General features: G+C 66.3%; 19 protein-coding genes. 8 read left to right on the forward strand and 11 right to left on the reverse strand.

Annotation, left to right across the window (positions count from 1 at the left end):
• Positions 1–151: 151 nt before the first annotated feature.
• Positions 152–1,042, forward strand: a complete 891-nt coding sequence (locus tag VGR06_RS03605) for a T3SS effector HopA1 family protein (RefSeq protein WP_327557490.1) — start codon at positions 152–154, stop codon at positions 1,040–1,042.
• Between the two features lie 457 nt (positions 1,043–1,499).
• On the opposite strand, the gene VGR06_RS03610 is transcribed toward VGR06_RS03605, so the two are convergent.
• Both VGR06_RS03610 and VGR06_RS03615 read right to left on the reverse strand, forming a co-directional pair.
• On the reverse strand, positions 1,500–1,598 hold the full coding sequence (locus VGR06_RS03610) for a DUF1508 domain-containing protein (protein WP_327557510.1): 99 nt from the start codon (positions 1,596–1,598) through the stop codon (positions 1,500–1,502).
• A 317-nt stretch (positions 1,599–1,915) separates the two neighbouring features.
• A complete protein-coding gene (locus tag VGR06_RS03615; RefSeq protein ID WP_327557491.1) occupies positions 1,916–2,734 on the reverse strand; it encodes a TrmB family transcriptional regulator in 819 nt (272 codons plus the stop codon).
• A 504-nt stretch (positions 2,735–3,238) separates the two neighbouring features.
• On the opposite strand from VGR06_RS03615, the gene VGR06_RS03620 reads away from it, so the two are divergent.
• The 6 genes from VGR06_RS03620 to VGR06_RS03645 all read left to right on the forward strand — a co-directional run bounded on the left by VGR06_RS03620 (position 3,239) and on the right by VGR06_RS03645 (position 9,231).
• Entirely contained in the window at positions 3,239–3,559 is a 321-nt protein-coding gene (locus VGR06_RS03620; protein WP_327557492.1) for a Dabb family protein, read from the forward strand.
• A 7-nt stretch (positions 3,560–3,566) separates the two neighbouring features.
• Positions 3,567–4,982 (forward strand): phenylacetate--CoA ligase family protein, encoded by a 1,416-nt coding sequence (locus VGR06_RS03625; RefSeq protein ID WP_327557493.1) that lies wholly within the window; start codon positions 3,567–3,569, stop codon positions 4,980–4,982.
• The gene (locus tag VGR06_RS03630) at positions 4,979–5,956 is read left to right on the forward strand and encodes a branched-chain amino acid transaminase (protein WP_327557494.1); all 978 of its coding nucleotides are present in this window, start codon (positions 4,979–4,981) and stop codon (positions 5,954–5,956) included. Before VGR06_RS03625 ends, VGR06_RS03630 begins: the two co-directional genes overlap by 4 nt.
• Positions 5,957–6,045: 89 nt before the next feature.
• The gene (locus VGR06_RS03635) at positions 6,046–7,029 is read left to right on the forward strand and encodes an ornithine cyclodeaminase family protein (protein WP_327557495.1); all 984 of its coding nucleotides are present in this window, start codon (positions 6,046–6,048) and stop codon (positions 7,027–7,029) included.
• 38 nt (positions 7,030–7,067) lie between these two features.
• Entirely contained in the window at positions 7,068–8,012 is a 945-nt protein-coding gene (locus VGR06_RS03640) for a DMT family transporter (protein ID WP_327557511.1), read from the forward strand.
• Positions 8,013–8,085: 73 nt separating this feature from the next.
• Complete coding sequence (locus VGR06_RS03645) at positions 8,086–9,231, forward strand: cytochrome P450 (RefSeq protein WP_327557496.1); 1,146 nt, start codon at positions 8,086–8,088, stop codon at positions 9,229–9,231.
• 7 nt (positions 9,232–9,238) lie between these two features.
• Here the strand turns inward: VGR06_RS03645 and VGR06_RS03650 are convergent, their stop codons facing one another.
• From VGR06_RS03650 to VGR06_RS03680, 7 genes are all read right to left on the reverse strand, one after another.
• Positions 9,239–10,033, reverse strand: coding sequence for a thioesterase II family protein (locus VGR06_RS03650; protein ID WP_327557497.1), 795 nt, complete (start codon positions 10,031–10,033; stop codon positions 9,239–9,241).
• Positions 10,030–11,979 carry a non-ribosomal peptide synthetase gene (locus tag VGR06_RS03655; RefSeq protein WP_327557498.1) on the reverse strand — a complete coding sequence of 650 codons (1,950 nt, stop codon included), beginning with the start codon at positions 11,977–11,979 and terminating at the stop codon, positions 10,030–10,032. The genes VGR06_RS03650 and VGR06_RS03655 overlap by 4 nt, the downstream gene beginning before the upstream one ends.
• Positions 11,980–12,046: 67 nt before the next feature.
• Entirely contained in the window at positions 12,047–13,942 is a 1,896-nt protein-coding gene (locus VGR06_RS03660; protein WP_327557499.1) for a cobalamin-dependent protein, read from the reverse strand.
• 108 nt (positions 13,943–14,050) lie between these two features.
• A complete protein-coding gene (locus VGR06_RS03665) occupies positions 14,051–15,472 on the reverse strand; it encodes a class II 3-deoxy-7-phosphoheptulonate synthase (RefSeq protein WP_327557500.1) in 1,422 nt (473 codons plus the stop codon).
• Positions 15,473–15,509: 37 nt separating this feature from the next.
• Complete coding sequence (locus VGR06_RS03670; RefSeq protein ID WP_327557501.1) at positions 15,510–16,145, reverse strand: molybdopterin-dependent oxidoreductase; 636 nt, start codon at positions 16,143–16,145, stop codon at positions 15,510–15,512.
• The gene (locus VGR06_RS03675; RefSeq protein ID WP_327557502.1) at positions 16,142–16,912 is read right to left on the reverse strand and encodes a formylglycine-generating enzyme family protein; all 771 of its coding nucleotides are present in this window, start codon (positions 16,910–16,912) and stop codon (positions 16,142–16,144) included. Before VGR06_RS03675 ends, VGR06_RS03670 begins: the two co-directional genes overlap by 4 nt.
• Positions 16,905–17,507 carry a hypothetical protein gene (locus VGR06_RS03680; protein WP_327557503.1) on the reverse strand — a complete coding sequence of 201 codons (603 nt, stop codon included), beginning with the start codon at positions 17,505–17,507 and terminating at the stop codon, positions 16,905–16,907. The genes VGR06_RS03675 and VGR06_RS03680 overlap by 8 nt, the downstream gene beginning before the upstream one ends.
• Before the next feature lie 508 nt (positions 17,508–18,015).
• Between VGR06_RS03680 and VGR06_RS03685 the strand changes: the two genes are divergently transcribed.
• A complete protein-coding gene (locus VGR06_RS03685; protein ID WP_327557504.1) occupies positions 18,016–19,110 on the forward strand; it encodes a pyridoxal phosphate-dependent aminotransferase in 1,095 nt (364 codons plus the stop codon).
• Here VGR06_RS03685 and VGR06_RS03690 read toward each other — a convergent pair.
• Positions 19,103–19,531, reverse strand: coding sequence for a DUF2000 domain-containing protein (locus VGR06_RS03690; protein ID WP_327557505.1), 429 nt, complete (start codon positions 19,529–19,531; stop codon positions 19,103–19,105). The genes VGR06_RS03685 and VGR06_RS03690 overlap by 8 nt on opposite strands.
• Entirely contained in the window at positions 19,528–20,526 is a 999-nt protein-coding gene (locus tag VGR06_RS03695) for a DMT family transporter (protein ID WP_327557506.1), read from the reverse strand. The genes VGR06_RS03690 and VGR06_RS03695 overlap by 4 nt, the downstream gene beginning before the upstream one ends.
• Between the last annotated feature and the right edge of the window lie 111 nt (positions 20,527–20,637).

The raw sequence follows: 20,637 nt of genomic DNA on the forward strand, positions 1-20,637 counted from the left end.
CACCATCAAAGTCACCCTCACCCCCCACGGGCGGGTCGTCAGCAGCCATCCGACCACGGCCAGGCGGACCGTCGATGCCGTCCAGATCAGGCAGGCTCGGAAGGGCACGATCCTCTCGAACCGCCCACTTCCGGTACGGAACAAGCGGGAGGTGCTCGACCGATCCGCGCCGCTGCCCCCCGCGCGGCGGGAAGCGCTCCTCGCTCCGGCCAACGTGCCGGCCCTGAAGGCGATCTACGAGAGGTTCTATCCCGGCGGCCGGCGCATCGAGGGCAGGAGACTCGACAACGAGTTGGATGCGATCTACGGGATCCTGGGCGACGGCCCCGGCGACTACACCAGAACTCCCGTCGACAACGCGGACTTCGCAAAGTTCAAGACCACGCCCAGCGCGGTGGCGAAGGTCACCAGCCAGAGCGAGCGGTCCCTCGACGATGCGCTCCAGCGGGGCGACTACTTCCATGTGGAGAACAAGAACGCGCCGGAATACCGCATGTCCTCCGACGAGAAGAAGCAGCTCCTGGAACGCCGGGCCCGGCGGATCATCGTCAACGTCAACTCGCAGGAGGCAGCCCTCGCGGTCGCCGACAACCTGACCGGCCTCTACAGCGACGGCACCGTCTCACAATACATTCGCGACTACAAGGTCTACCTGACCAACTCCCCGTCATCCACGACCAAAAAAGACAAGCTGGTCATCTACTACCGCCTACCCGACGACGGGGACGACGACCGAGTCGGCAGCACCATTGTCCGCACGATCGCGAGATCCGCGGACCCGAGTGCGTTCGTCGACGACTTCGCCCCGTTCTACTCCCGGGTGGACAAAGGCATCGCCTGGTCGGAGGAGCCCAAATACTACGACGTCAAGGGCAGCAGTTTCACCGAGTCCCGCGAGATCATCCTCAAAGATCTCATCGAGAAGACCGGCCAGTCGCCCAGCCTGGAACACTTCGTTGGCCTCGTCGGCCAGGCCTTCGCGGACAGTCTTGTCGATCCCGACAAACCGCACCGCCACCTGCCGCAACCCCCAGCGAAGTAAAGCCGGCCCCGGCTCAACAAGGCCACCCGGGGAAGATCCAACAAGGCCTCGCCCCACCCGTGCGAGCACATGATCTCCCCACGGGCTCTACCGGGATAAAATAGGACAGAAAGGGCAATCCCAACCCTGGACTGCCTTGAGAAAGGCCAAGAACCTACACTCCCCGGCGATGCGAAGGTCCATGCCCGACAACCAGCATTATCGTGAGGGCGCACTAACCCCAGCCGACCGCACGGCTGGCTTCACGAGTGAGCCGCCGCGTTTCCCAACCCCTCACCAGCCGCCGCTACGACCACCTCTGGCACCGCCTCGGCACCCAACTCCCCTGGGTCACCACCCACGGCATCTCCACCCACTGGTTCCGCCACACCACCCTCACCTGGGTCGAACGCCACTACGGCTACGGCATCGCCCGCGCCAACGCCGACCACACCGACACCACCGGCCCCGCCACCACCTACATCAAAGCCAGCCTCCACGAAGTCGCCAGTTTCACCGCGTCGACTCCATTGAGGACGCTGGCCTTGGACTCATACGCTTCGCCGACCGCGACGATCTCGCCATTTGCCGGCCTTCAACCGGAACCGGAACTTCCCGGCAGCGTCGTTGTAGATCTCGAACCTGCCAGCCACCACAGCCTCCTAGCCCATGTGGACGGTCACGACCTCACCCAGTATTGGGTCACACAGGTAGTAGTCCTGTCGGCGCTCACGGATTTCCCCAGGTTGAGACGGTTCTCAGACCGGGTCAGCGGCACCCGCCCGAAAGCTCCCCCGAACCGCCACCCGAACAATTCGGGTACGCACGTTCCTCGCGTATACCTTCCCCATCACTCACCAGGTCCGACCCGTCCGGCGGTCCCAAGTTGTAGCCCTATGCGTGGTGGTGGCTCTGGGCTCCGCTGCCGAACAGCTCACGGAGCTTGCTCAAGCCGGGCCCGAACTTCTCTTCGAGAATGTCCCCGTAGGCGGCCAGCATCTCGAGCTTGTACAGGTCATGCTTGATCAACTCGGTGACCGGCACGACCAGACCGGGATGGGAGGTGAGGGCCGCCCGGCTGCGTTCGGCGCTGGACACGATGCCGGCGATCACCTCGCGGTCGTCCACGCTCAGCACCAGCCAGCGGCCGCCCAGCCCGGAGGTGACCTCGTCGGTCAGCGGGTGAGAGTACACCTGGGCGAACGGATAGCCGGGATCGCCGTAGGCGACCACGATGATCTCGACCTCGCGTTCGGCCGCCGCGCGCAACTCGGCCTCGAGGTCGGCGGCATCGGCTTCCCAGATCTCCATCATGATCCGGCGCTGGGCGGCGGCCACCAGCTGCCGGGCTCGCGCGACGATCAGTTCCCGTCCCGGGATGTCCCAGATCGCGGCGCTGGCGTCGGTCCGCGTGGTGTAGTCGGCGATCGCCCGCTCGGCCGCGTCGATCCGCTGGGCGGTGTCGACGCGGGCCCGCTCGATCAACGTCTCGGGCGGCACCGGCCGGTACTGCAGGGGTTCACTCCTGGCGACCTCGACCGCGCCCTTGCGCTCCAGCGACGCGAGCACCTCGTACACCTTCGCCCTCGGCACGCCGGACAGCTTCGCGATGCCATAGCCGGTGGCCGGCGATTCCTTGACCAGTGCGAGGTACGCCCGGGACTCCCACTCCGTCAGTCCCAGGATCTGTAGCTGATCCGCCGCGTTGGGCAACGCACGTCTCCTCACATCGTTCGCACCCAGGTTAGGACGTTACCCTACCGCCGGAGTGATCACCCGTATGGTCACGGGTTTCGGGTGGCCCCCGGCACCGCCGGGCGAGCAGGTTTCCCACATTCGTTTCGCGGCGCTGTCCACATCCCGTGATGAACCTGACGATTCAGGCCCGCGAAGATCACAGAAGTCACGAGCTAAATGGTCGCAGACCTTGATACGGATGCCGTTGGCCGACAACTCGGCCCAACGCCCTTTCCAAGCAGGTTGACGTGCCGTCCGGGTCTATCTAAAGTGGCAGTGACCATGCGGGTAGTCACGCACTGTCAATGAACGTGATCCGGCTGCGACCACGTACCGTTCGGGGGAGACAACGGTGGGTAAACAGAGTGCGTCGACCGCGTTGGAGGACAACCGGCTGCTCGCCCCGGTGACCGGCAGCATGCGGACAAGATCCCCGTGTCCGCCGCAAAAGAGGCCGACGACGCTCGAGGTCACAATTCCATGAGTATCCGGCATATCGTGCTGTTCAAATTTCGTTCGGGCGTCACTTGGGCCGACCCCAGAGTGGCCGAGGCGGCCCGGATGTCGAAGTCTCACGGCCAGCACATCGATGAGATCCAGGAATGGTGGGCCGGCCCGGACGTGTACCGCCGCGACAATTCCTACGATTTCGCGGTCATGGGTTTGTTCGCTGATCACGATGCGCTGTCCCGGTACCAGGCACATCCCCATCACCAGAAGGGCACCGTTCTGTGGCGTGAGCTTGCCACCTGGATTGTGCTGGACCTCGATGAGGAACGGGCGCGACAAGAAACGAGCTGAAGGCGATATGTACACGATCTTCCACCCCGAGCAAGACGCGCTCGTGCGGGACCTGCTCGCCAAGCACACCGACTTCGAGCGGGGTGCTTGGACCGCCGAGCGGCTGCACGACCACCAGCGCGCGGAACTGCGCGCGACGCTAAGCTTCGTGGTCGGGAACGCCCCGTTCTACCGCAGCCACCTACGACAGCTGACCTCGGCGGACATCGACGCCTTCGAGCTGTCCGACCTGTCCCGCCTGCCGTTCACCACCAAGGACGACCTGCGCGACAACCTGCTGGACCTGCTGTCCCGCCCGGTCACCGACGGGTGGGTGTTCTACGAAACGACCGGGACCACCGGGCGGGCAACGCCGTGCCCGCGCGACAACACCGACAGCGGCACCAACAACATGGCGCTGACGGTCAACTACCGGGACGTGCTGCGGGCCCATCCCGGGCGGCACCTGATCGCTGTGATGGGCCCGACCGAACTGCACTCCACCGGCGACACCTTCGGCGACGTGTTCCGAAACCTGGGGCACCCGGTGGCGAAGATGTGGCCGCACTCCCCCGTCGTCGGCTTCCGCAGGGCGCTGGAGCTGCTGGGCGACCTGCACGTCACCGGCCTGGTCTGCACCCCGGCCATGGCGATGTCGCTGGCCAAGCAGGCCCGCGATCTCGGCCTGTCCGCACGTGACGACTTCGACCTGAACTTCATCATGGTCGTCGGGGAACTGGCCACTCCCGCGCTGCTGGCCAACATCGAGTCCCTGTGGTCGGCTACGGCCTACAACTGTATGTACGCCTCGCAGGAGTCGTCCATCCTGGCCGCCGTGCGCGCCGACGGCCGCCTGCGCACGATCCCGCTGAGCGTCGTGTACGAGGTGATCGACCCGGACAGCGGAAACCTGGCCGAGCCGAGAGCCGACGGCTCGATGCTCGGCGAGTTGGTGATCACCCACCTGTACCGCGGCTGCAAGCCGCTGATCCGGTACCGGACCGGCGACCTGGTGCGGCTGACGCCGCCGGCCGGCGCCGCCGACTACCCGTCGCACACTCTCCAACCGCTCGGGCGCGTCCGCGACACCGTGCTGGTCGACCGCGAGCCGATCAGCGCGTTCGACCTGGAGCAGACCGTGCTGACACACGTTCGCCGGTGCGTTGGCTACCAGATCGTCATCGACGGGGAAGACGGGACCGACCGACTGACGGTACGGCTGGAATGCCTGGATCCGGACGCGGTCGACGAGCCCGCACTGCGCGCGGAGGTCCGCCGGCGCTTCGGCGTCGAGCCGGTCGTCTCGCTGGAGGACATCGGCGGCATCGCCGGCACGGGAGCACTGGTCAGTTGGAAGGCGTCGAGGGTGCACGATCGCCGCGTGCCCGACGACGTCGAGCGCAGGGCGGCGCTGGCCATCGCCGGCCGCCGGGACGCGCGATGACCGCCCAGGAGGTGACCGAGGGCCTGCGCGGGCCGGCATTCGCGGCCACACCCTGGACCTACCACCAGGGCCACGTGGTCGCATACGACTCCGTTGGCTTCACGGTAGCCACCCAGGGTCTGAACTACGGAACGGGAGTGTTCGAGGGAATCCGGGCCTACTGGGATCCGCGGGCGCACAGCCTGCACGTGGTGAAGCTACGGGAGCACCTCGAGCGGTTCGCCGCGTCGGCCAGGCTGCTGCACCTGGATCTGGGAGCCACGGTGGCCGAGCTTTCCGATGCCAGCACCGAGCTGTTGGTACGCAACGGCTATCGCGGCGACACCTACCTGCGGCCGATCGCGCACACGCTGCAGTTCCTGCCCGGCACGGCGTTCGGTGTCCGACTGCGCGGGATCAGCACCGCCACGTCCATCTACGCGCTGCCGATGCCCGCCGGCATCGGGATCGAGGGAGTGCGGTGTCTGGTGTCGTCCTGGCGCCGCGTTCCGGACGAGTCGCTGCCGGCGCGGGCCAAGATCACCGGCTCGTACGCCAACCTGGCGTTGGCCGTCGACGAGGCGACCTCGGCCGGCTGCGACGACGCGATCCTGCTCAATACCAAGGGAACCGTGGCGGAGGCCAGCACCGCCAACGTGTTCCTGGCGCGGGACGGCCAGCTGATCACCCCGCATCTCGGCGCCGACATCCTGGCCGGCATCACCCGCGGCTGCGTCATCGAGTTGGCCGCCACCGAGGGCGACACTGTCGTCGAACGCGAGGTGCCGCGCTCCGAGCTGTACTCGGCCGACGAGATCTTCCTGACCGGCACGGGCTGCGAACTGGTGCCGGTCATCGCCATCGACGGGCGGTCGGTCGGTGACGGTTCGGTGGGTCCGGTGACCCGCCGGTACCTGCAGCGGTACCGCGACGCGGTGCACGGCCGCGACGACAGCCTCGCGGGATGGCTGACCACCGTGCGCCTGACCGACTGACGCGATCGGATTCGAGAGGTAGCCATGCACATCGTGTTCGAAACACCGCCCTCCGGCATCGCCGGGGACGCCGCGGTAGGAGCACCGGCGTGAGGATCATCGGCAAGGCCGCCGTCGACGAGCTGTTCCCGATGCCGGACGCGATCGCGCTGATGAGGCACACGTTCCGGGCCATGGGCACCGATGAGGTCGTGCAGCCGCTGCGCACCGTGCTGTGGGCGCGCGGCCAGGATGCGGTGCTCGGCAGCATGCCCGCCTACGTCACGCACCCCGAGCCCGGCTTCGGGCTCAAGGCGGTGACGGTGAACTCGGGCAACGCCGCCAAGGGGCTGGACACCCATCTCGGGGTGATTCTGGTGTTCGACACCGCGACCGGGCAGCCGGCGGCGGTGATCGAGGCCGGCGCGGTCACCGCGATCCGCACGGCAGCCGCCTCTGCCGTGGCGACCGACGTGCTGGCCGCCCGCACGGCGCGGACCCTGGCCATCATCGGCACCGGTGTTCAGGCCCGGACGCACCTGGCCGCGATGGTCGAGGTGCGACCGATCGAGCGGGTGTGGGTGTGGGGCCGCGACCCGGCGCGGGCGCACGCTTTCGCCGGCTGGGCCCGGTCACGGTTCGAACTCGACGTGCGTCCGGCGAACACGGCCGACGACGCCGCGGCGGCGGCCGAGGTGATCTGCACGGTCACCAGCTCGGCAACCCCGGTGCTGGGCGGTGCGGGAGTCAAGCCCGGGACGCACGTCAACGCGGTCGGCTCGTGCTTTCCTGGCAACCGCGAGTTGGCGACCGATCTGGTCGCCGGCTCGACGATGATCGTCGACAGCTCGACGTCCGCGCTGGCCGAGGCCGGGGATCTGCTCATTCCGATCGCCGAGGGCGCGCTGCCGAAACCGGACTCGTTCGTGGAGCTCGGCCAGGTGCTGCGCGGCGAACGGCCGGGCCGCCGATCCGCCGACGAGATCACCATCTACGAGTCGCTCGGCGTCGCCGCCCAGGATGTCGCCTCGGCGCGCTACATCTGCACGCGGGCTACCCGGCGAAACGTCGGCCGAGTTGTCGATCTGTCATGACGACACCTGCGGACCGGAGAGGTGAAACCGTGCCGGGAATGGCGGCCGCCGACGTGCCCACGGCGATCGCCACGCAGCGCGGGCTCGGTCTTGCGATAGCCGCGATCGTCGCCGCCGCGCTCATCTGGAGCAGTTCGTTCGCGATCACCAAGGTGGCGCTCGCGGAAATCCCGCCGATGACGATCGGCGCGCTGCGGTTCGTTCTCGCCGCACTGGTGCTGGGTGTGCTGGTACACACCAAGCGAGACAAGCGCCTGCCGTCGGTCCGCCAGCGGATGCACATCGCGTTCGCGGGGCTGCTGGGCATCACGGTGTACTTCGCCCTGGAGAACATGGGGGTCGATCTTGCCTCGGCGACCGACGCGACCCTGATCGTGGCCTCCTACCCGATCATCACCCTGGTGCTGGAACTGCTGTTTGGCAGCACCTCGTTCTCGGTGCTGCGGCTGGCCGGCATGCTCATCGCGGTCGGCGGGGTGTGGCTGATCGTCTCGGACGGCGCCGGCGACAACGGCGGCGGCCGGTTGCTCGGCGACCTGATCCTCGTCGCCGGTGGCGTCGTCTGGGCCGCCTACAACCTGCTCGCCCAGCGGGACACCTCGGGAGCATCGCCGATCGTCGTGACGTACTACCAGACACTCGCGGGCGCGGGCGGGTTCGTACTGCTCTCCCTCGTGGAAAGCAGCCGGTGGTCGGTGCCGTCACCGTCGAACATCGCCCGCATCGTGTTTCTCGCCGCGCTGTGCTCGGTCGCGGCGTTTCTGCTCTACAACTACGGGTTGCGGACGCTGGCGCCCAGCGCGACGGTCAACCTGCTCAACATCGCCACGGTCGCGGGTCCCGTCTGGGCGGTCCTGCTGGCCGGCGAGAAGATCACCGGACCGCAGATCGCCGGCGGTGCGATCGTGATCACCGGCGTGGTGCTCGGGCTCTACCGCGGTTCCCGCCAGCCCGGAATACAAGAACCGCAACGAAGCCGATAACGACCCGATGGAGGGCACAGTGTCACCCGCGATCGAGCGGTTAGGCGATTCGTTTTTCCAGGATCCCCAGAGCTTGTTCGTACGGCTGCGCTCGTTCGCGCCGGTGACTCCGGTCATCACGCCCGAGGGGGTCCGGGCCTGGCTCGTCACCCGGTACGAGGACGTGCGCGCCGCGCTGGCCGATCCACGGCTGGGCAAGGACTGGGTGGCGCATATGACGCCCGAGGACTTCGACATCAACGTGGATCCCGTGCAGGCGTTTCTGGACCAGCACATGCTCAACCTCGATCCACCCGACCACACCCGGTTGCGCCGTCTGGTGGTGACGGCGTTCACGCCACGCAGGGTGGCCGCCCTGCGACCGCGGATCGCGTCGATCACCGACGAACTGCTGGACGCGATGTCGGACGGCCCCGCCGAGACGGACCTGATCGAGCCGTTCGCGTTCCCGCTGTCGGTGACGGTGATCTGCGAGCTGATCGGCGTCGGGGTCGGGGATCGTGAGTTGTTCCGTGAGTGGTCAGAAACTCTGCTGTCCTCCCGGGGAACGCGTCAGGAGTCCCGCGCGGCCGCCGTCAACATGTACGAATATTTCACACACCTGGTCGCGGAGCGCCGACGGTCTCCGGTGGACGACCTGCTCTCGGCGCTGATCGCGGCTCGTGACTCGGGGGATTCGTTGTCGGAGCACGAGTTGCTCGCGATGATGTTCCTGCTGCTCGTCGCGGGGCACGAGACGATGCTGAACCTGATCGCCAACGGGGTACTGGCGCTGCTGACTCACCCGGTCGAGCTGAAGCGGCTGCGAGACGATCCTTCGCTGTTGCCTTCGGCTGTCGAGGAACTGCTGCGGCACGCGAACCCGCTGAACCATGCGACCGAACGGTTCACGCTGGAGCCGGTCACCATCGGCGATACCGACATCCCCGCGAAGGAATGGGTCATGCTCGCGACGTCGTCGGCGAACCGCGATCCGTCCCGGTTCGCCGACGCTGATCAACTCGACGTTGGCCGGGACACGGCGGGCCACGTGGGGTTCGGCCACGGGATCCATTACTGCCTGGGCGCGCCGCTGGCGCGGCTGGAGGGCGAGATCGCATTCGGAGCGCTGCTGGCCCGGTTCCCCAGGCTGGCGCTGGCGGTGTCCGAGTCGTCGGTGCGGTGGCGGCCCTCCAGCCTCATCCACGGACTGGAGAATCTCCCCGTCCGGTTGCGCTGACCAGCGACTACGGATTCGGCGTCGCCGGCATCGGGCTGGGCTCGCGCAGCCGCTCCTCGATGATCGCGGCCACCTCGCCAGGCGACGTGTGGTGGTAGAAGTGACCGCCGTCGAATTCCCTGACCTGGAAGTCGGCTGAGGTCAGGCTTCCCCACGCGCCGACCCGGTCCAGACTGACGCTGCGGTCCTGGCGACCGCCCATCGCGGTGACCGGAACCCGCAGCGGGCCCCGGTGCGGGATGTACGTCTCCCAGACCCTGAGGTCCGCGCGGAACAAGGGAAGCAGCAGCTGCACCAGCTCCGGCTGCGCGAGTAGCTCGGGTGGGGTGCCTTCCAGGTTCGCCACGACCGCTATCACCTCGTCGTCCGGCAGCTCATGCAGCAGCGGCCCCTCACGCGGCAGATGCGGGGCGCCCAGCCCTGAGACGAACAGATGTCGCGGAGGCTTGCCGAGCGCGAACAGCTCGTGCGCCAGCTCATAGCAGAGCAGCGCGCCCATGCTGTGCCCGAACAAGGCGAAGTCTCTCTTCGCGCGGCTCGCCACGGGCTCCCGCAACCCTGCGACGAGCTCCGCGGCCGAATGTAGTGTCGGCTCCCGGAAGCGGCCTTCCCGTCCCGGCAGCTGCACGGGTATCGCTTCGATGCCCGGGGCCATCAGTTCCGGCCAGTCCCGGTAGGCCGACGCGCCTGCCCCGGAATGAGGCAGGCAGAACAACTGGATCGCGTCCGCGTCCAGTGTCGGCGGCGCAGTGGCTTCCGGCCGGCACGGAGGGAAGCACGACGCATCGGTCGTCCTCGTCATGGACGCCCTTCCCCAGCCCGGGCAGCGGGCGCGGGCTCGGCCATGGCCGGGGTTTGCGCGGCGGTGGTCTCGGTCCGCCGCCGGATGTACCTGGCAAGGCCGCGCGCCGTCGGATCCTCGAAGAACTCCGGCAACGTCATGTTCACGCCGAAGCGTCTGCCCAACCGGGTCAGCAGGCGGGCCGCGAGCATGGACTGACCGCCGCCGTCGAAGAAGTTCTCGTCACGACCGAAGCTCGGCACGCTCAGCAGTTGCCCGATGATGGCGGCGATCTCGTCGTCGAGCACTTCGGCGTCCGCTGGGCGGAGGTCATCCGCCGGCGTCGACGCGACCGCCGGGGATGGCAGCAGCGCGCGGTCGACCTTCAGGTTGGCGTTCTTCGGCAGTTCGGGTAGGCGGACCAGCCGTGCCGGAACCATGTACTCGGGCAGCCGGTCGCGCAGGAACGCCTTCAGCTCACCGGTTTCCGGGGATTCTTCACTCGCCGCCACGTAGTAGCTGACGAGTGTCTTGTCTCCGGTTTCGGGGTTGGCGACGGCAACCGTGACCGCCTCCCTGACCCCAGCATGCCGCAGCAGCGTCGCATCGACCTCATTCATCTCGACCCGGAAGCCCCGGATCTTGACCTGGAAGTCGGCCCGGCCGAGGAAGTCCAGCGAACCGTCCGGCAACTGGCACACCAGATCTCCGGTCGCGTACATGCGCTTGTCCGGTTCCGCCGCGAACGGGTCCGGAAGGAACCGTTCCGTCGTCAGGTCCGGACGGCCGAGGTAGCCGCGCGCGACACCAGGACCGCCGATGTAGAGCTGGCCGGGCACCCCGACCGGCGCGGGCCGCCGCATGTCGTCGAGCACATAGCAGGTAGTGTGTGAGATGGGCCGGCCGATAGGAACTCTCAGCGTCTCCGCGGGCATCGGCGTTACGTGGTGTGCCGTGGTCATCGCGGTGCATTCGGCGGGGCCGTAACCGTTCATCAGCCTGCACCCCGGTAGTGCCGCGAGGGCGTTGGCCTGTTCGACCGCCATCACATCACCGCCGACCAGGAGCTGGGAGATCGTCGCGAACGTCGACGGGTCATCCGCCGCAAGCTGATTGAACAGCGTTGTCGGCATCATCACGGTGTCGACGCGACGCTCTCGCAGGGCGGTTGCCAGCTGACCGGGCGACAGAATCGTATTACGGTCGAACCCGACCAGTTCTCCCCCGTTGAGCCACGTCCCCCACACCTCGACCGTTGACATGTCAAAGGCTGCGTTCGAGATCTGCGACACCCGGTCGCCCGGCCGGAACGTGACGTAATCACAGTTCCACGTGCGCAGTACCACGTTGCGGTGCGTTACACAGATTCCCTTCGGCTCGCCGGACGATCCCGACGTGTACACGACATAGGCCAGATCTTCAGGGCCGGCGCCCCCATCGATCCGGACATCATGGACGGCGCCGTCTCGCACGGCACCACCCAGGTGCCCGACAACCGCGATCACCGGAATTCCGAGGTCGCTTGGATCGTCCAGGCTCGCTTCGGTCAGCACGACCACGGGCTCGGATTCTTGCAAGATCGTGCGCAACCGGGCGGCGGGGTGGGCTGGATCCAGTGCCAGATAGGCACCGCCGGCCTTGACGGTGGCCAGCATGCCCACGACGACGCTGAGATTCCGGTCGGCGTTGATCGCGACCAGCCGGCCGGGTCGCACACCGAGTTCCCGCAGCCGGGCGGCCAGCGAGTTGGTCACCCGGTCAAGCTGCCGGTAGGTCAGCGTGACCGGACCATAGGTCACGGCGGGCGCGTCGGGGCGACGTGCGACCTGCTCCGCGAACAGGTCGCTCAGCGAACCGTCCCGGGGATGATCGGTTCGCGGCTGGCTCGACGCCAAGGCGTGATCAGGATCCGACGGAGCGAGCGACGTCGTGTCGATGCCCTCGATCTCGGTATTGGATTTCGACATGGGCGTCCAGTCCTTTCTCACCAGATGATCCACTGACCGGCCGCAGGCACCGGAGTGCCTCACCCGCTCATCGGCGAGGTGAGGCCGACACCCAGAACGGCGTGATGTTCCCGACCTTCTCGATCATTCCGTGGCAGTAGGAGCCGCTGTGATCACGGCTCTGGGTCGGCATGAACGGATACTGCATCCGCTTGTGCTCGACCGTGAAGGTGCCATCCGCTGACATCGTCTGGATCTGGACCGCGTCTGCCACATCCTGCAAGTACTCCTCCGGAACCTGCACCGTGTAGCTGCGCGGACCACGGCCCAGGAAACGCAGCGCCTGGAAGCCTTCCGTGTGTCCGTCCATCGGTGTGTTGCTGTAGATGTACGGGCGGTTCACGGCGTCGACCTCGAACAGGGCCCGCACCCTGCCGTCGTCCCACCAGTCCTGACCCTGCGTGAAGCGGCGCACGTGGTCGACAAAAAGCTCCCGGTACTCGTGCAGCACAGAATGGATGAAAAGACCGTAGTTGTTTACGTCGTAGTAGTCGGCGTCGGAGATGGAGCGCTCTATGTACGAGAGGATCGGGTCATCTTCTCGCTGCCGACGCAAATATTGCGCGAACGCAGCGAAGATGTCCTGGTACTGAATCCCGGGCTGCTTCACCAGGTAGCGGCTCACGGTCCGGAGGCTACGTGTGTTGTGCAGAGCATGGAAGGCGTAGAAGAAGTACATGCCCTCGGCGAACTCGTCTTCGGTGACCTCCCTCGTGGCGACGACGACACTGGCTTCCGCGGCATCTCCTCCTGCCGACCGGGTCTTGATCCCCATGGACTCCGCGTTGTGGAATATCGGGGTGTTGTTGAGGAACAGGTGCGGGTATGCGATCACTGTTTGCGCTTCGTTATCGCACAACGTGCCGATGCCCCGTCGGAAGGAGTCGAGGGTCTCCCCCGGCAACGGCCAGATGAGCTCGATGTAGGAGCTGATCCGCTTTTCCCGCAGGTCCTCCTGGATCGCGGCGAAGGCGCTCAGCTTGATGTTCGATCGGGAGATCAGGTTGAGGCTGTTCGGCTCGAGGGTCTGCAGGGACACCGGCTGCGAGGAGATGAGGTTTGCCTCCTGGAAGATGGTGGTGATCTTGGTGACCGCGTGCGGCTTGTTCTTCGCCGCCGAGAAGTAGACGACATTGGGTGCGCCATGGTCGTTCGCGCAGTCCGTGATGTGCCGGGCGATGTCGACATCTCGGCCCAACATTCCGAAGTTGGCGTCGGCGATGAAGAGGAAAAGTATGTCGCTCTTGGCTATCCACCTGATTTCGTCCCGGACCCGCTGCTCGTCGAAGCGATGCACCCGGTCATTCGTGGCCGCACCCCAGAAGCAGAACCCGCAGTGGTAGGGGCAACCACGGTTCGTCTCCAGGATGGCTATGCTGTAACCGGAGTCGAAGATGCCGGTCAGGTACGGCGAAGGCAGGTCATCCAGGTTGTTGTTCCTCGGCTGCTTCGGGGTGGTCACCAGCTCACCGTCACGGTAGAAACTGAGACCGTTGACGTCAGACAGTCGCGAGCCGGAGTCGGTCAGTGCGAGGAGGTAGTTGGAGAAGGTGATTTCCCCTTCCCCATTGCAGATGGCCGTTCGTTCGTCGGACCTGCTGAGGTAACGATGGGCCTGCGACATCACCTGCGGCCCGCCGAGAATGATCTGTGCGTGCGGCCTCGCCTGCCTGATGGCGTCCACAACGGACCGCACCAGGCCCATGTTCCATACGTAGCAGCTGAACGCGTACACGTCGGCGGCGAACCCGACCAGGTCACGGATGACATCGGTCCGGGATGCCCTGGCGACGTCCGTATACCGCTCGAACCGATACTCGCTGCGAATCAGTGGATCCGTCATGGCATACGCCTGAATGTAACCGGACGCCAGCGGTGTCATCCGTTCGAACACGGACAGCTCGACGAGCAGGACCTTCTTCAACTTTCTCTCCCTTCAAGGAGGTGGGCAGTCCGCAGGGCGACAGCCGGCAAGCTCGCAGGGGTCCGGCGGAACCCCGCGAACGTGAGCGGGTCGCCCGCATGACCGGCCTCAGTCTCGGAGCATTTCGGCGACCAGCAAGGCCAGCTCCAAGGCCTGCTCGACGTTGAGCCGGGGGTCGCACGCGGTCTCGTAGCGCCCGTGCAGATCGGCGTCGGAGATCTCCTGGGCACCGCCGAGGCATTCGGTGACGTCCTCGCCGGTGAGCTCGATGTGGATGCCGCCGGGGTGGGTGCCCAGGCGCCGGTGCACCTCGAAGAAGCCCTGCACCTCATCGACGATCCGGTCGAAGTGCCGGGTCTTGTACCCGGTCGAGGACTCGTGGGTGTTGCCGTGCATCGGATCGCATTGCCACACGACCGGATGGCCCACGTTCCTGACGGCCTGGACGAGCGGCGGCAGCACCCGGCGGATGTTGCCGTTGCCCATCCGGGAGATGAAGGTCAGCCGGCCGGGCTCACGCCTGGGGTCGAGCCGGCGTGCGTACTCCACAACCTGCTCCGGCGTGGTGGTCGGGCCGAGCTTCACCCCGATCGGGTTGGCCAGCAGCTCCGCGAACGCGATGTGCGCGCCGTCGAGCTGGCGGGTGCGCTCGCCGATCCACACGAAGTGCGCGGACAGGTCGTAGGGCGCGGCCCGGACACCGTCCAGACCGCCCGGTCGCAGCAGCGACCGCTCGTAGTCCAGTACCAGCGCCTCGTGGCTGGTGAACATCTCCGCCGAGTCGAGCTTGGCGTCAGCGACCCCGTACGCCGAGACGAACCGCATGCCGCGCCCGATCTCGGCGACCAGTGCCTCGTACCGGGCGCCGGCCGAGGATCGCCGTACGAACTCAATGTTTCCTTCGTGCAACCGGCGCAGCCCGGCCAGACCGCCGCCGGCGAGGCCGCGCACCAGGTTCAACGTGGCCGCCGAGTTCGCGTACGCGCGGATCATCCGGCTGGGATCCGGAATCCGCAGCTGTTTGAGCGGCTCACTGGAGTTGATCATGTCGCCGCAGTACACGGGCAACCCGTGGTTGTCGATCGGCTTGGAGCGTGGTTTCGCGTACTGGCCGGCCATCCGACCGATCTTGACGATCGGCAGGCTCGCCCCGTAGGCCAGCACCACGGCCATCTGCAGGATCACCCGCAGGGTGGCTTTGATGTGCGGCTCGGTGTTGAGCGCAAAGGTCTCCGCGCAGTCCCCGCCTTGCAGCAGGAACGCCTCCCCGCGGGCAACGGCGCCGAGTTGGTCGCGCAGCCGGTCGACCTCCTCGTGCACCACGATTGGTGGCGAGCTCTCCAGGATGCGGCCGACCTGCCGGGAGTTGTCCGGGTTCGGCCAGGCCGGCTGCTGCACCGCCGGCCAGGACAACGCTGCGGCCACCTGAGCCCGGACATCCGGCGGCAGCGGCTGCGGACCGTCGGCCGGTGAGACGTCCGTGATCCAGTCATATAATCGTAACTGCTCAGCGAAAAGAACCGAGTTCATGATCTCCCCCGTTGAGTCGGTCGTGTACTGGCGTTCGTCAGAACTCGGTGACCTCGCCCGGCCGGATCAGGAACTCGTGCCGGTCCAGGTCGCACATCCGGTAGCGCTTGGGCATGATCTGTCCGTCCAGCGCGTAGCCGGCCTTCCTCTCCCATTTGCCCAGCTCGAAGCTCGTGGTGATCTCCAGACGGGCCAACCCTTTCACGCTCTTGTACCCGTAGAGGCCGAAGTCGAGCAGCCGCAACGGGTAACCGCGCTCGAGCGGCAGCGGCTCGCCGTCGATGCGGGTGGCCAGGATGGCGCGCCGGTCGATCGCGTCACCGAGCGGAATCGTCGACTCGTAGACGCCCTTCTCGGGCGTGCCGATGCTGGTCTGCTTGAGATACAGGCCAGCTGTGCTGCCGTCCCAGCCGGCCAGGCGCAACACGTCGGCGAGCAGGTACCCACCCCAGAGCTCGCGAACGCTCCAGTTGCACACGCAGACATACCGGCGGGACTCCACCAAGGAGGGCACCTGTTCGAGGTCGACGAAGCTCAGCACCCGGTCGACACCGGCCGCACCGGTGATGGTCAACGACCAGGTGCCGATGTCCACAGCGGCTGGCGGCCCGTCCTGGTAATACCGCAACGAGGAGGGTTTCCGTCGTCGTCTGGTTGGGACGATCACGCTCATACGAGTGCTCCGTCACGAATGGGTCGAACACAGCGAAAACCGATGAGGTTGTCGCGCAGTTCGGGCGGATAGTGGTCCCGTGCGGTGCCACGCAGGTAGTCCTCGTCGTGCAGGCCGCACCCGCCCCGGACGACATGGCTGGCCTCCTCTTTCGAGGCGTACAACGGATCTCGGCCGGCCACCTGGTATCCGACGGTGTAGTTGTCCAGGCACCATTCGGCGAAGTTGCCGACCAGGTCGCGGACGCCGAACTCGCTGACGTTGCGGGGGTAACGGTCCGGCGGAGTCGGCCGGCGATCCAACTCCTCCGGGTCGCAGTCAGGCGCGTAGTTCGCCATGGACAGGTCGGGGGTGTCCTCCCCCCAGGGGTAGGTGTTGCCCGCGGTACCCCGGCAGGCAAGCTCCCACTGCGCCTCGGTCGGTAAAGTCTTGCCCTCCCACCTGGCGAACGCCAATGCCTCCCACCAGCTGACCCCGGTGACCGGAACATCCGGCACCGACCACACGGGATCGTCCCAGTAGTTGGGTTTGGTGATGTCCTCCCTGGCCACCCAGGCCCAGCCTGCGGGAGTCCACAGCGACGCGGTCCGGTAGCCGCCCGCCGCCACGAAGGCGGCGTACCGGGCATTCGTTACCGGAAGCTCGTCGATGCGGAAGGGACCCACCTCGACCTCCTGCACAGGTCCTTCATCGGGGGACAGCGTCGAACCCCGCCGAAAGACCGTCCCTGGCACCAGACATTCACGGACGGTGCTGACCTCAGGCATCTCTGGGCTCTTTCGGGGCTGGAAGGGTGGTCCTGGCCCAGGGTTGTCGGTCACCGGGCCGAGGACCCAAGTTTTCCTCGGGTGTGGACAGCCGCAGGCGTTCGTCCTCGCGGATCGGCACGAACACCGACCACAGCATGCGGATCGGACGGGTGGGCGAGATGAACTGCAACCCGTAGCGGCGGGCGGCCGGTTCGGTGGTCAGCGCGAGATCGGCACCGCCGGCCGCGACCTGCGCCGCGGCCGCGCTCGTCGAGGCGGCCGTTCCCACCGTGGAGACACCGTAGCCGGGCGGGATGAGCTGGTTGATCAAAGGGATCGGGGCGGGGTGGGTCACGATCGTGCACTGCAGCGGTAACGGGGACCGGCGCCGGGAGGCCAGCCCGTACAGCGGCGTGTCGAACACGAACGCCCGTTCCAGCGTCAGCCAGGGATCCATGTAGAACTCGCTGATCCCGTGATAGGCGTTCGCCACGAGCAGCCGGGTCGCGCGCCCGTCCGCGACCATGGCCCGTGCCTCCTCATATGAGGGACACAGGGTGAGCGTACCGTCACCGGCGAGGCCCAGTTCCTTGGCGAGATAGTGGCCCGCCATCTCACTGCTGGTCCCCGCCGGACCCAACGTCGCGATCACATCGGCGGGGACCGAGGCGCGTAATCGCACCTCCAACTGATCGCCACCGGCAGAGCGGTTAATAGTGAGTTGCACAGTGTCATTTGATACGGTCGACGCACTCTGTTTACCCACCGTTGTCTCCCCCGAACGGTACTCGGTCGCAGTCGGATTACGTTCATTGACAGTGAGTGACTACCCACATGGTCACCATCACTCTAGATAGACAAAGGCGACACGTCAACCGACTCCGAAAAGATGTTCGTTTGGCGATCAACAAGGGCTGAGACGAGACTCGTCCGATGACTTCGCCGATCTTCCGGGCTCGGTGACACACTGATCAACATCATGCCGATCAGGGACATCCAAAGCAGCGGACGCCGGTCTAATCAACTGATACGGTCACGGTCGGACACTAGTGAAAGGTCTCTACATGGCACGGATGAACCGGGCTGCCGCTACGCTTCCGCGGTCTGGAATTCGATCAATAATGGCACTGGCCGCATCTCTTCCGGAGACGATCAGGTTAGATATCGGTGACCCGGCTTTCGACAGCCCGGAGCATGTGGTGTGGGCGGCGAACGATGCAGCCTCCACCGGGCGCACGCACTACACCCCGAGCGCGGGTATTCCAGAGTTGCGGTCGAGACTGGCCGATAAGATCCTGGCCCGCAACGGCTATCGGACAACACCGGACCGGGTGATCGTCTCGCAGGGTGCGAGCCAGGGTCTCTTCACCGCGTTGACCGCCACCACGGAACCGGGTGACGAGGTGTTGTTGCCAAACCCCGCGTGGCCGAACTACCTGATGATGTCCCAGCTGTTGCGAATCAGGCCCCGAACGTACCAACTGACCCGGCGAACCGATTTCCTGCCGACAGTCGATCAACTGGCGTCTCTGGTCAGCCCCCATACGCGAGTCCTGCTCATAAATTCGCCGAGTAACCCCACCGGTACGCTCATCGACGCCGCGCGTATGCAGAAAATCGTCGACTTCGCCGAACAACACGATCTGTGGATAGTTTCAGACGAGTGCTACGACGAAATCGTCTTCGACGATTCCTTTATCAGCCCGGCGACGCTGAACACGGCGCGAGTGATCTCGGCTTACAGCTTCTCCAAGACCTATGCGATGACCGGCTGGCGAATCGGTTATCTGACGGCGCCGGAAACCATCAGCGGCGCCATAGCGAAATGTCAGGAATCCCTGCTCGCGTGTGTCAGCGAGCCAACCCAATGGGCCGCGCTGGCCGCTCTGACCGGTCCGCAGGATCAGGTGCGGCTCATGCGGGAAACCTATCGTTCGCGCTGCGCCGCGGCGCTCGACGCATTGCGGGACTCGCCATTGTTGCCGACCGAGCCCCGCGGCGCCTTCTACATCTGGCTGGACATTTCGGCGACCGGGTTGTCGGACCATGACTTCACGCTGCGGCTGCTGAAGGAGCACGGCGTGGCCGTGGCGCCGGGGAACGCGTTCGGGACGGCCGGCGCCGGATTCGTCCGACTCTCGCTCACGGCCGCCGATGCCGACGTCGCCGAGGGTGTGCGGCGCATCGTCAGGTTCGCCGCGGAGACGCTCACCTGAGCAGCGGCAGGCTTCCGGTCAACCGCTGCACCGGCTTGCGCGGGCCGTACAGGGCGACACCCAGGTAGCCGAGGTCGTCGTCGCCGGCGGCCTCCAACAGCCGGGCATAGTCGTCGTACGTCTTGGTGCGCTGCGCACAGTCGGTGAAATCGACCACCAGCAGCTCGCTGTTGTCGTCACTGGCAGCCGTGTTTCGGATCTGCTTCACCGTCGCGGCGCTCGCGGTCAGAATCGGGATGGGCACGGTGGTGATCCCGGTGTGCGTGCTGCCGTCCGCATCCTTGAGGTCGGGTCCGAGCACACCTTCGATGCGCCGGCCAAGGGTGAGCGTCAGCACCGCGGCCGTGTTGGCGGCCAGCCCCGGCGGTAGTGCTTCATCGACGACGATCGCGACCTTGTAGCTCTGCCCTGCTTGCGTCATGACGACGGTTCTGCCCTTTCCTTGCGTTGACTGGCAATATCGTGCCGAGACGTGATCATCACGCCGACGACCACGACGAGACCGCCGGCGATCTGCAACGGAGTGACCGCTTCGCGGAGGGTGACCACGGCTATGACAAGACCGAACAGCGGCACCAGGTTGAGCACGTTGACAGCCGCGCTGGGACTCAGCCGCTGAAGTCCCTTGGCGTACAACCCCAGTCCGAGAATAGAGCACAGCAGGATGAGACCGGTCAGTGCGGCCGCGGTCGTGCCCAGGTGGGTGAACGGACGCCACTCGTCCCGCTCGATCAACGCCAGCGGCAGGAACCCGATCGCGCCGGCCACGGACTGGTAGTACAGCACCGTCGGCGTCGGATACCGCGAGACCACATTGCGGGTGGCGAAGTTGTACAGCGCCCAGACAATCCCGCTCACCACCAGCAGCACGTCGCCGATCAGCCGGTTCGGACCGCTTGCCGGCGCATAGCTGACCACGAAGAAGACGCCGACGATCGCCAGCCCGATTCCGACCAGTCCCTGCGCCCCGGTGCGCCGACGATAGACGATCAGTTCCAGCAGCGCGGTCAGCGCGGGATAGGCGGCCACCAGCAGGGCCGCGTCGGATGCGGTGGCCAGATCGACGCCGACGTTCTCGATCGAGAAGTAGATGGTGATGCCGAGCAGCCCGCCGATCGCCAGCTGGCGGATGTCGGCCCTGGTCGGCCGCGGGTGCCGGCGAATCAGACGAACCCAGATTCCGAGCAGCAGGGCGGCCACAGTGAACCGGATCAAGCCGATCGTCAGCGGCGGCAGGTCGTCAAGAGTGATCTTGGTGAGCGTGTAGGAACTGCTCAGCACGAACGCGGCGAGCACCACGCTGGTCAGCGCGACCAGATCCGCGTTCGGCGAAACCACGCGTCGCCTACCGGTCGGGCGCTCGGCTGCCTCACCCGTGGAGATGTCGTGAGTGATGGCCGCAACGTCGCTGTCCACGGTGAAGTCCCCCTGAAGCGTTCCCTGTCTGTGGGTTCGACCAGACCCCGGCCAACCACTCGGAGATAAGTAACCATGAGGGTAGTCACTCCAACGGTAGTGTGCCAGACT

This window comes from Actinophytocola sp. (assembly GCF_036002505.1).
Classification (GTDB): Bacteria; Actinomycetota; Actinomycetes; order Mycobacteriales; family Pseudonocardiaceae; genus DASYTH01.

Excerpts from the sequence above, each read along its gene's own strand:
- VGR06_RS03680 (WP_327557503.1), bottom strand. The coding sequence starts at position 17,507 with ATGGCGGGCCACTATCTCGCCAAGGAACTGGGCCTCGCCGGTGACGGT.
- VGR06_RS03655 (WP_327557498.1), bottom strand. The coding sequence starts at position 11,979 with ATGTCGAAATCCAATACCGAGATCGAGGGCATCGACACGACGTCGCTC.
- VGR06_RS03650 (WP_327557497.1), bottom strand. The coding sequence starts at position 10,033 with ATGACGAGGACGACCGATGCGTCGTGCTTCCCTCCGTGCCGGCCGGAA.
- VGR06_RS03675 (WP_327557502.1), bottom strand. The coding sequence starts at position 16,912 with ATGCCTGAGGTCAGCACCGTCCGTGAATGTCTGGTGCCAGGGACGGTC.
- VGR06_RS03625 (WP_327557493.1), top strand. The coding sequence starts at position 3,567 with ATGTACACGATCTTCCACCCCGAGCAAGACGCGCTCGTGCGGGACCTG.
- VGR06_RS03640 (WP_327557511.1), top strand. The coding sequence starts at position 7,068 with ATGGCGGCCGCCGACGTGCCCACGGCGATCGCCACGCAGCGCGGGCTC.
- VGR06_RS03690 (WP_327557505.1), bottom strand. The coding sequence starts at position 19,531 with ATGACGCAAGCAGGGCAGAGCTACAAGGTCGCGATCGTCGTCGATGAA.
- VGR06_RS03670 (WP_327557501.1), bottom strand. The coding sequence starts at position 16,145 with ATGAGCGTGATCGTCCCAACCAGACGACGACGGAAACCCTCCTCGTTG.
- VGR06_RS03685 (WP_327557504.1), top strand. The coding sequence starts at position 18,016 with ATGGCACTGGCCGCATCTCTTCCGGAGACGATCAGGTTAGATATCGGT.
- VGR06_RS03630 (WP_327557494.1), top strand. The coding sequence starts at position 4,979 with ATGACCGCCCAGGAGGTGACCGAGGGCCTGCGCGGGCCGGCATTCGCG.
- VGR06_RS03665 (WP_327557500.1), bottom strand. The coding sequence starts at position 15,472 with ATGAACTCGGTTCTTTTCGCTGAGCAGTTACGATTATATGACTGGATC.
- VGR06_RS03620 (WP_327557492.1), top strand. The coding sequence starts at position 3,239 with ATGAGTATCCGGCATATCGTGCTGTTCAAATTTCGTTCGGGCGTCACT.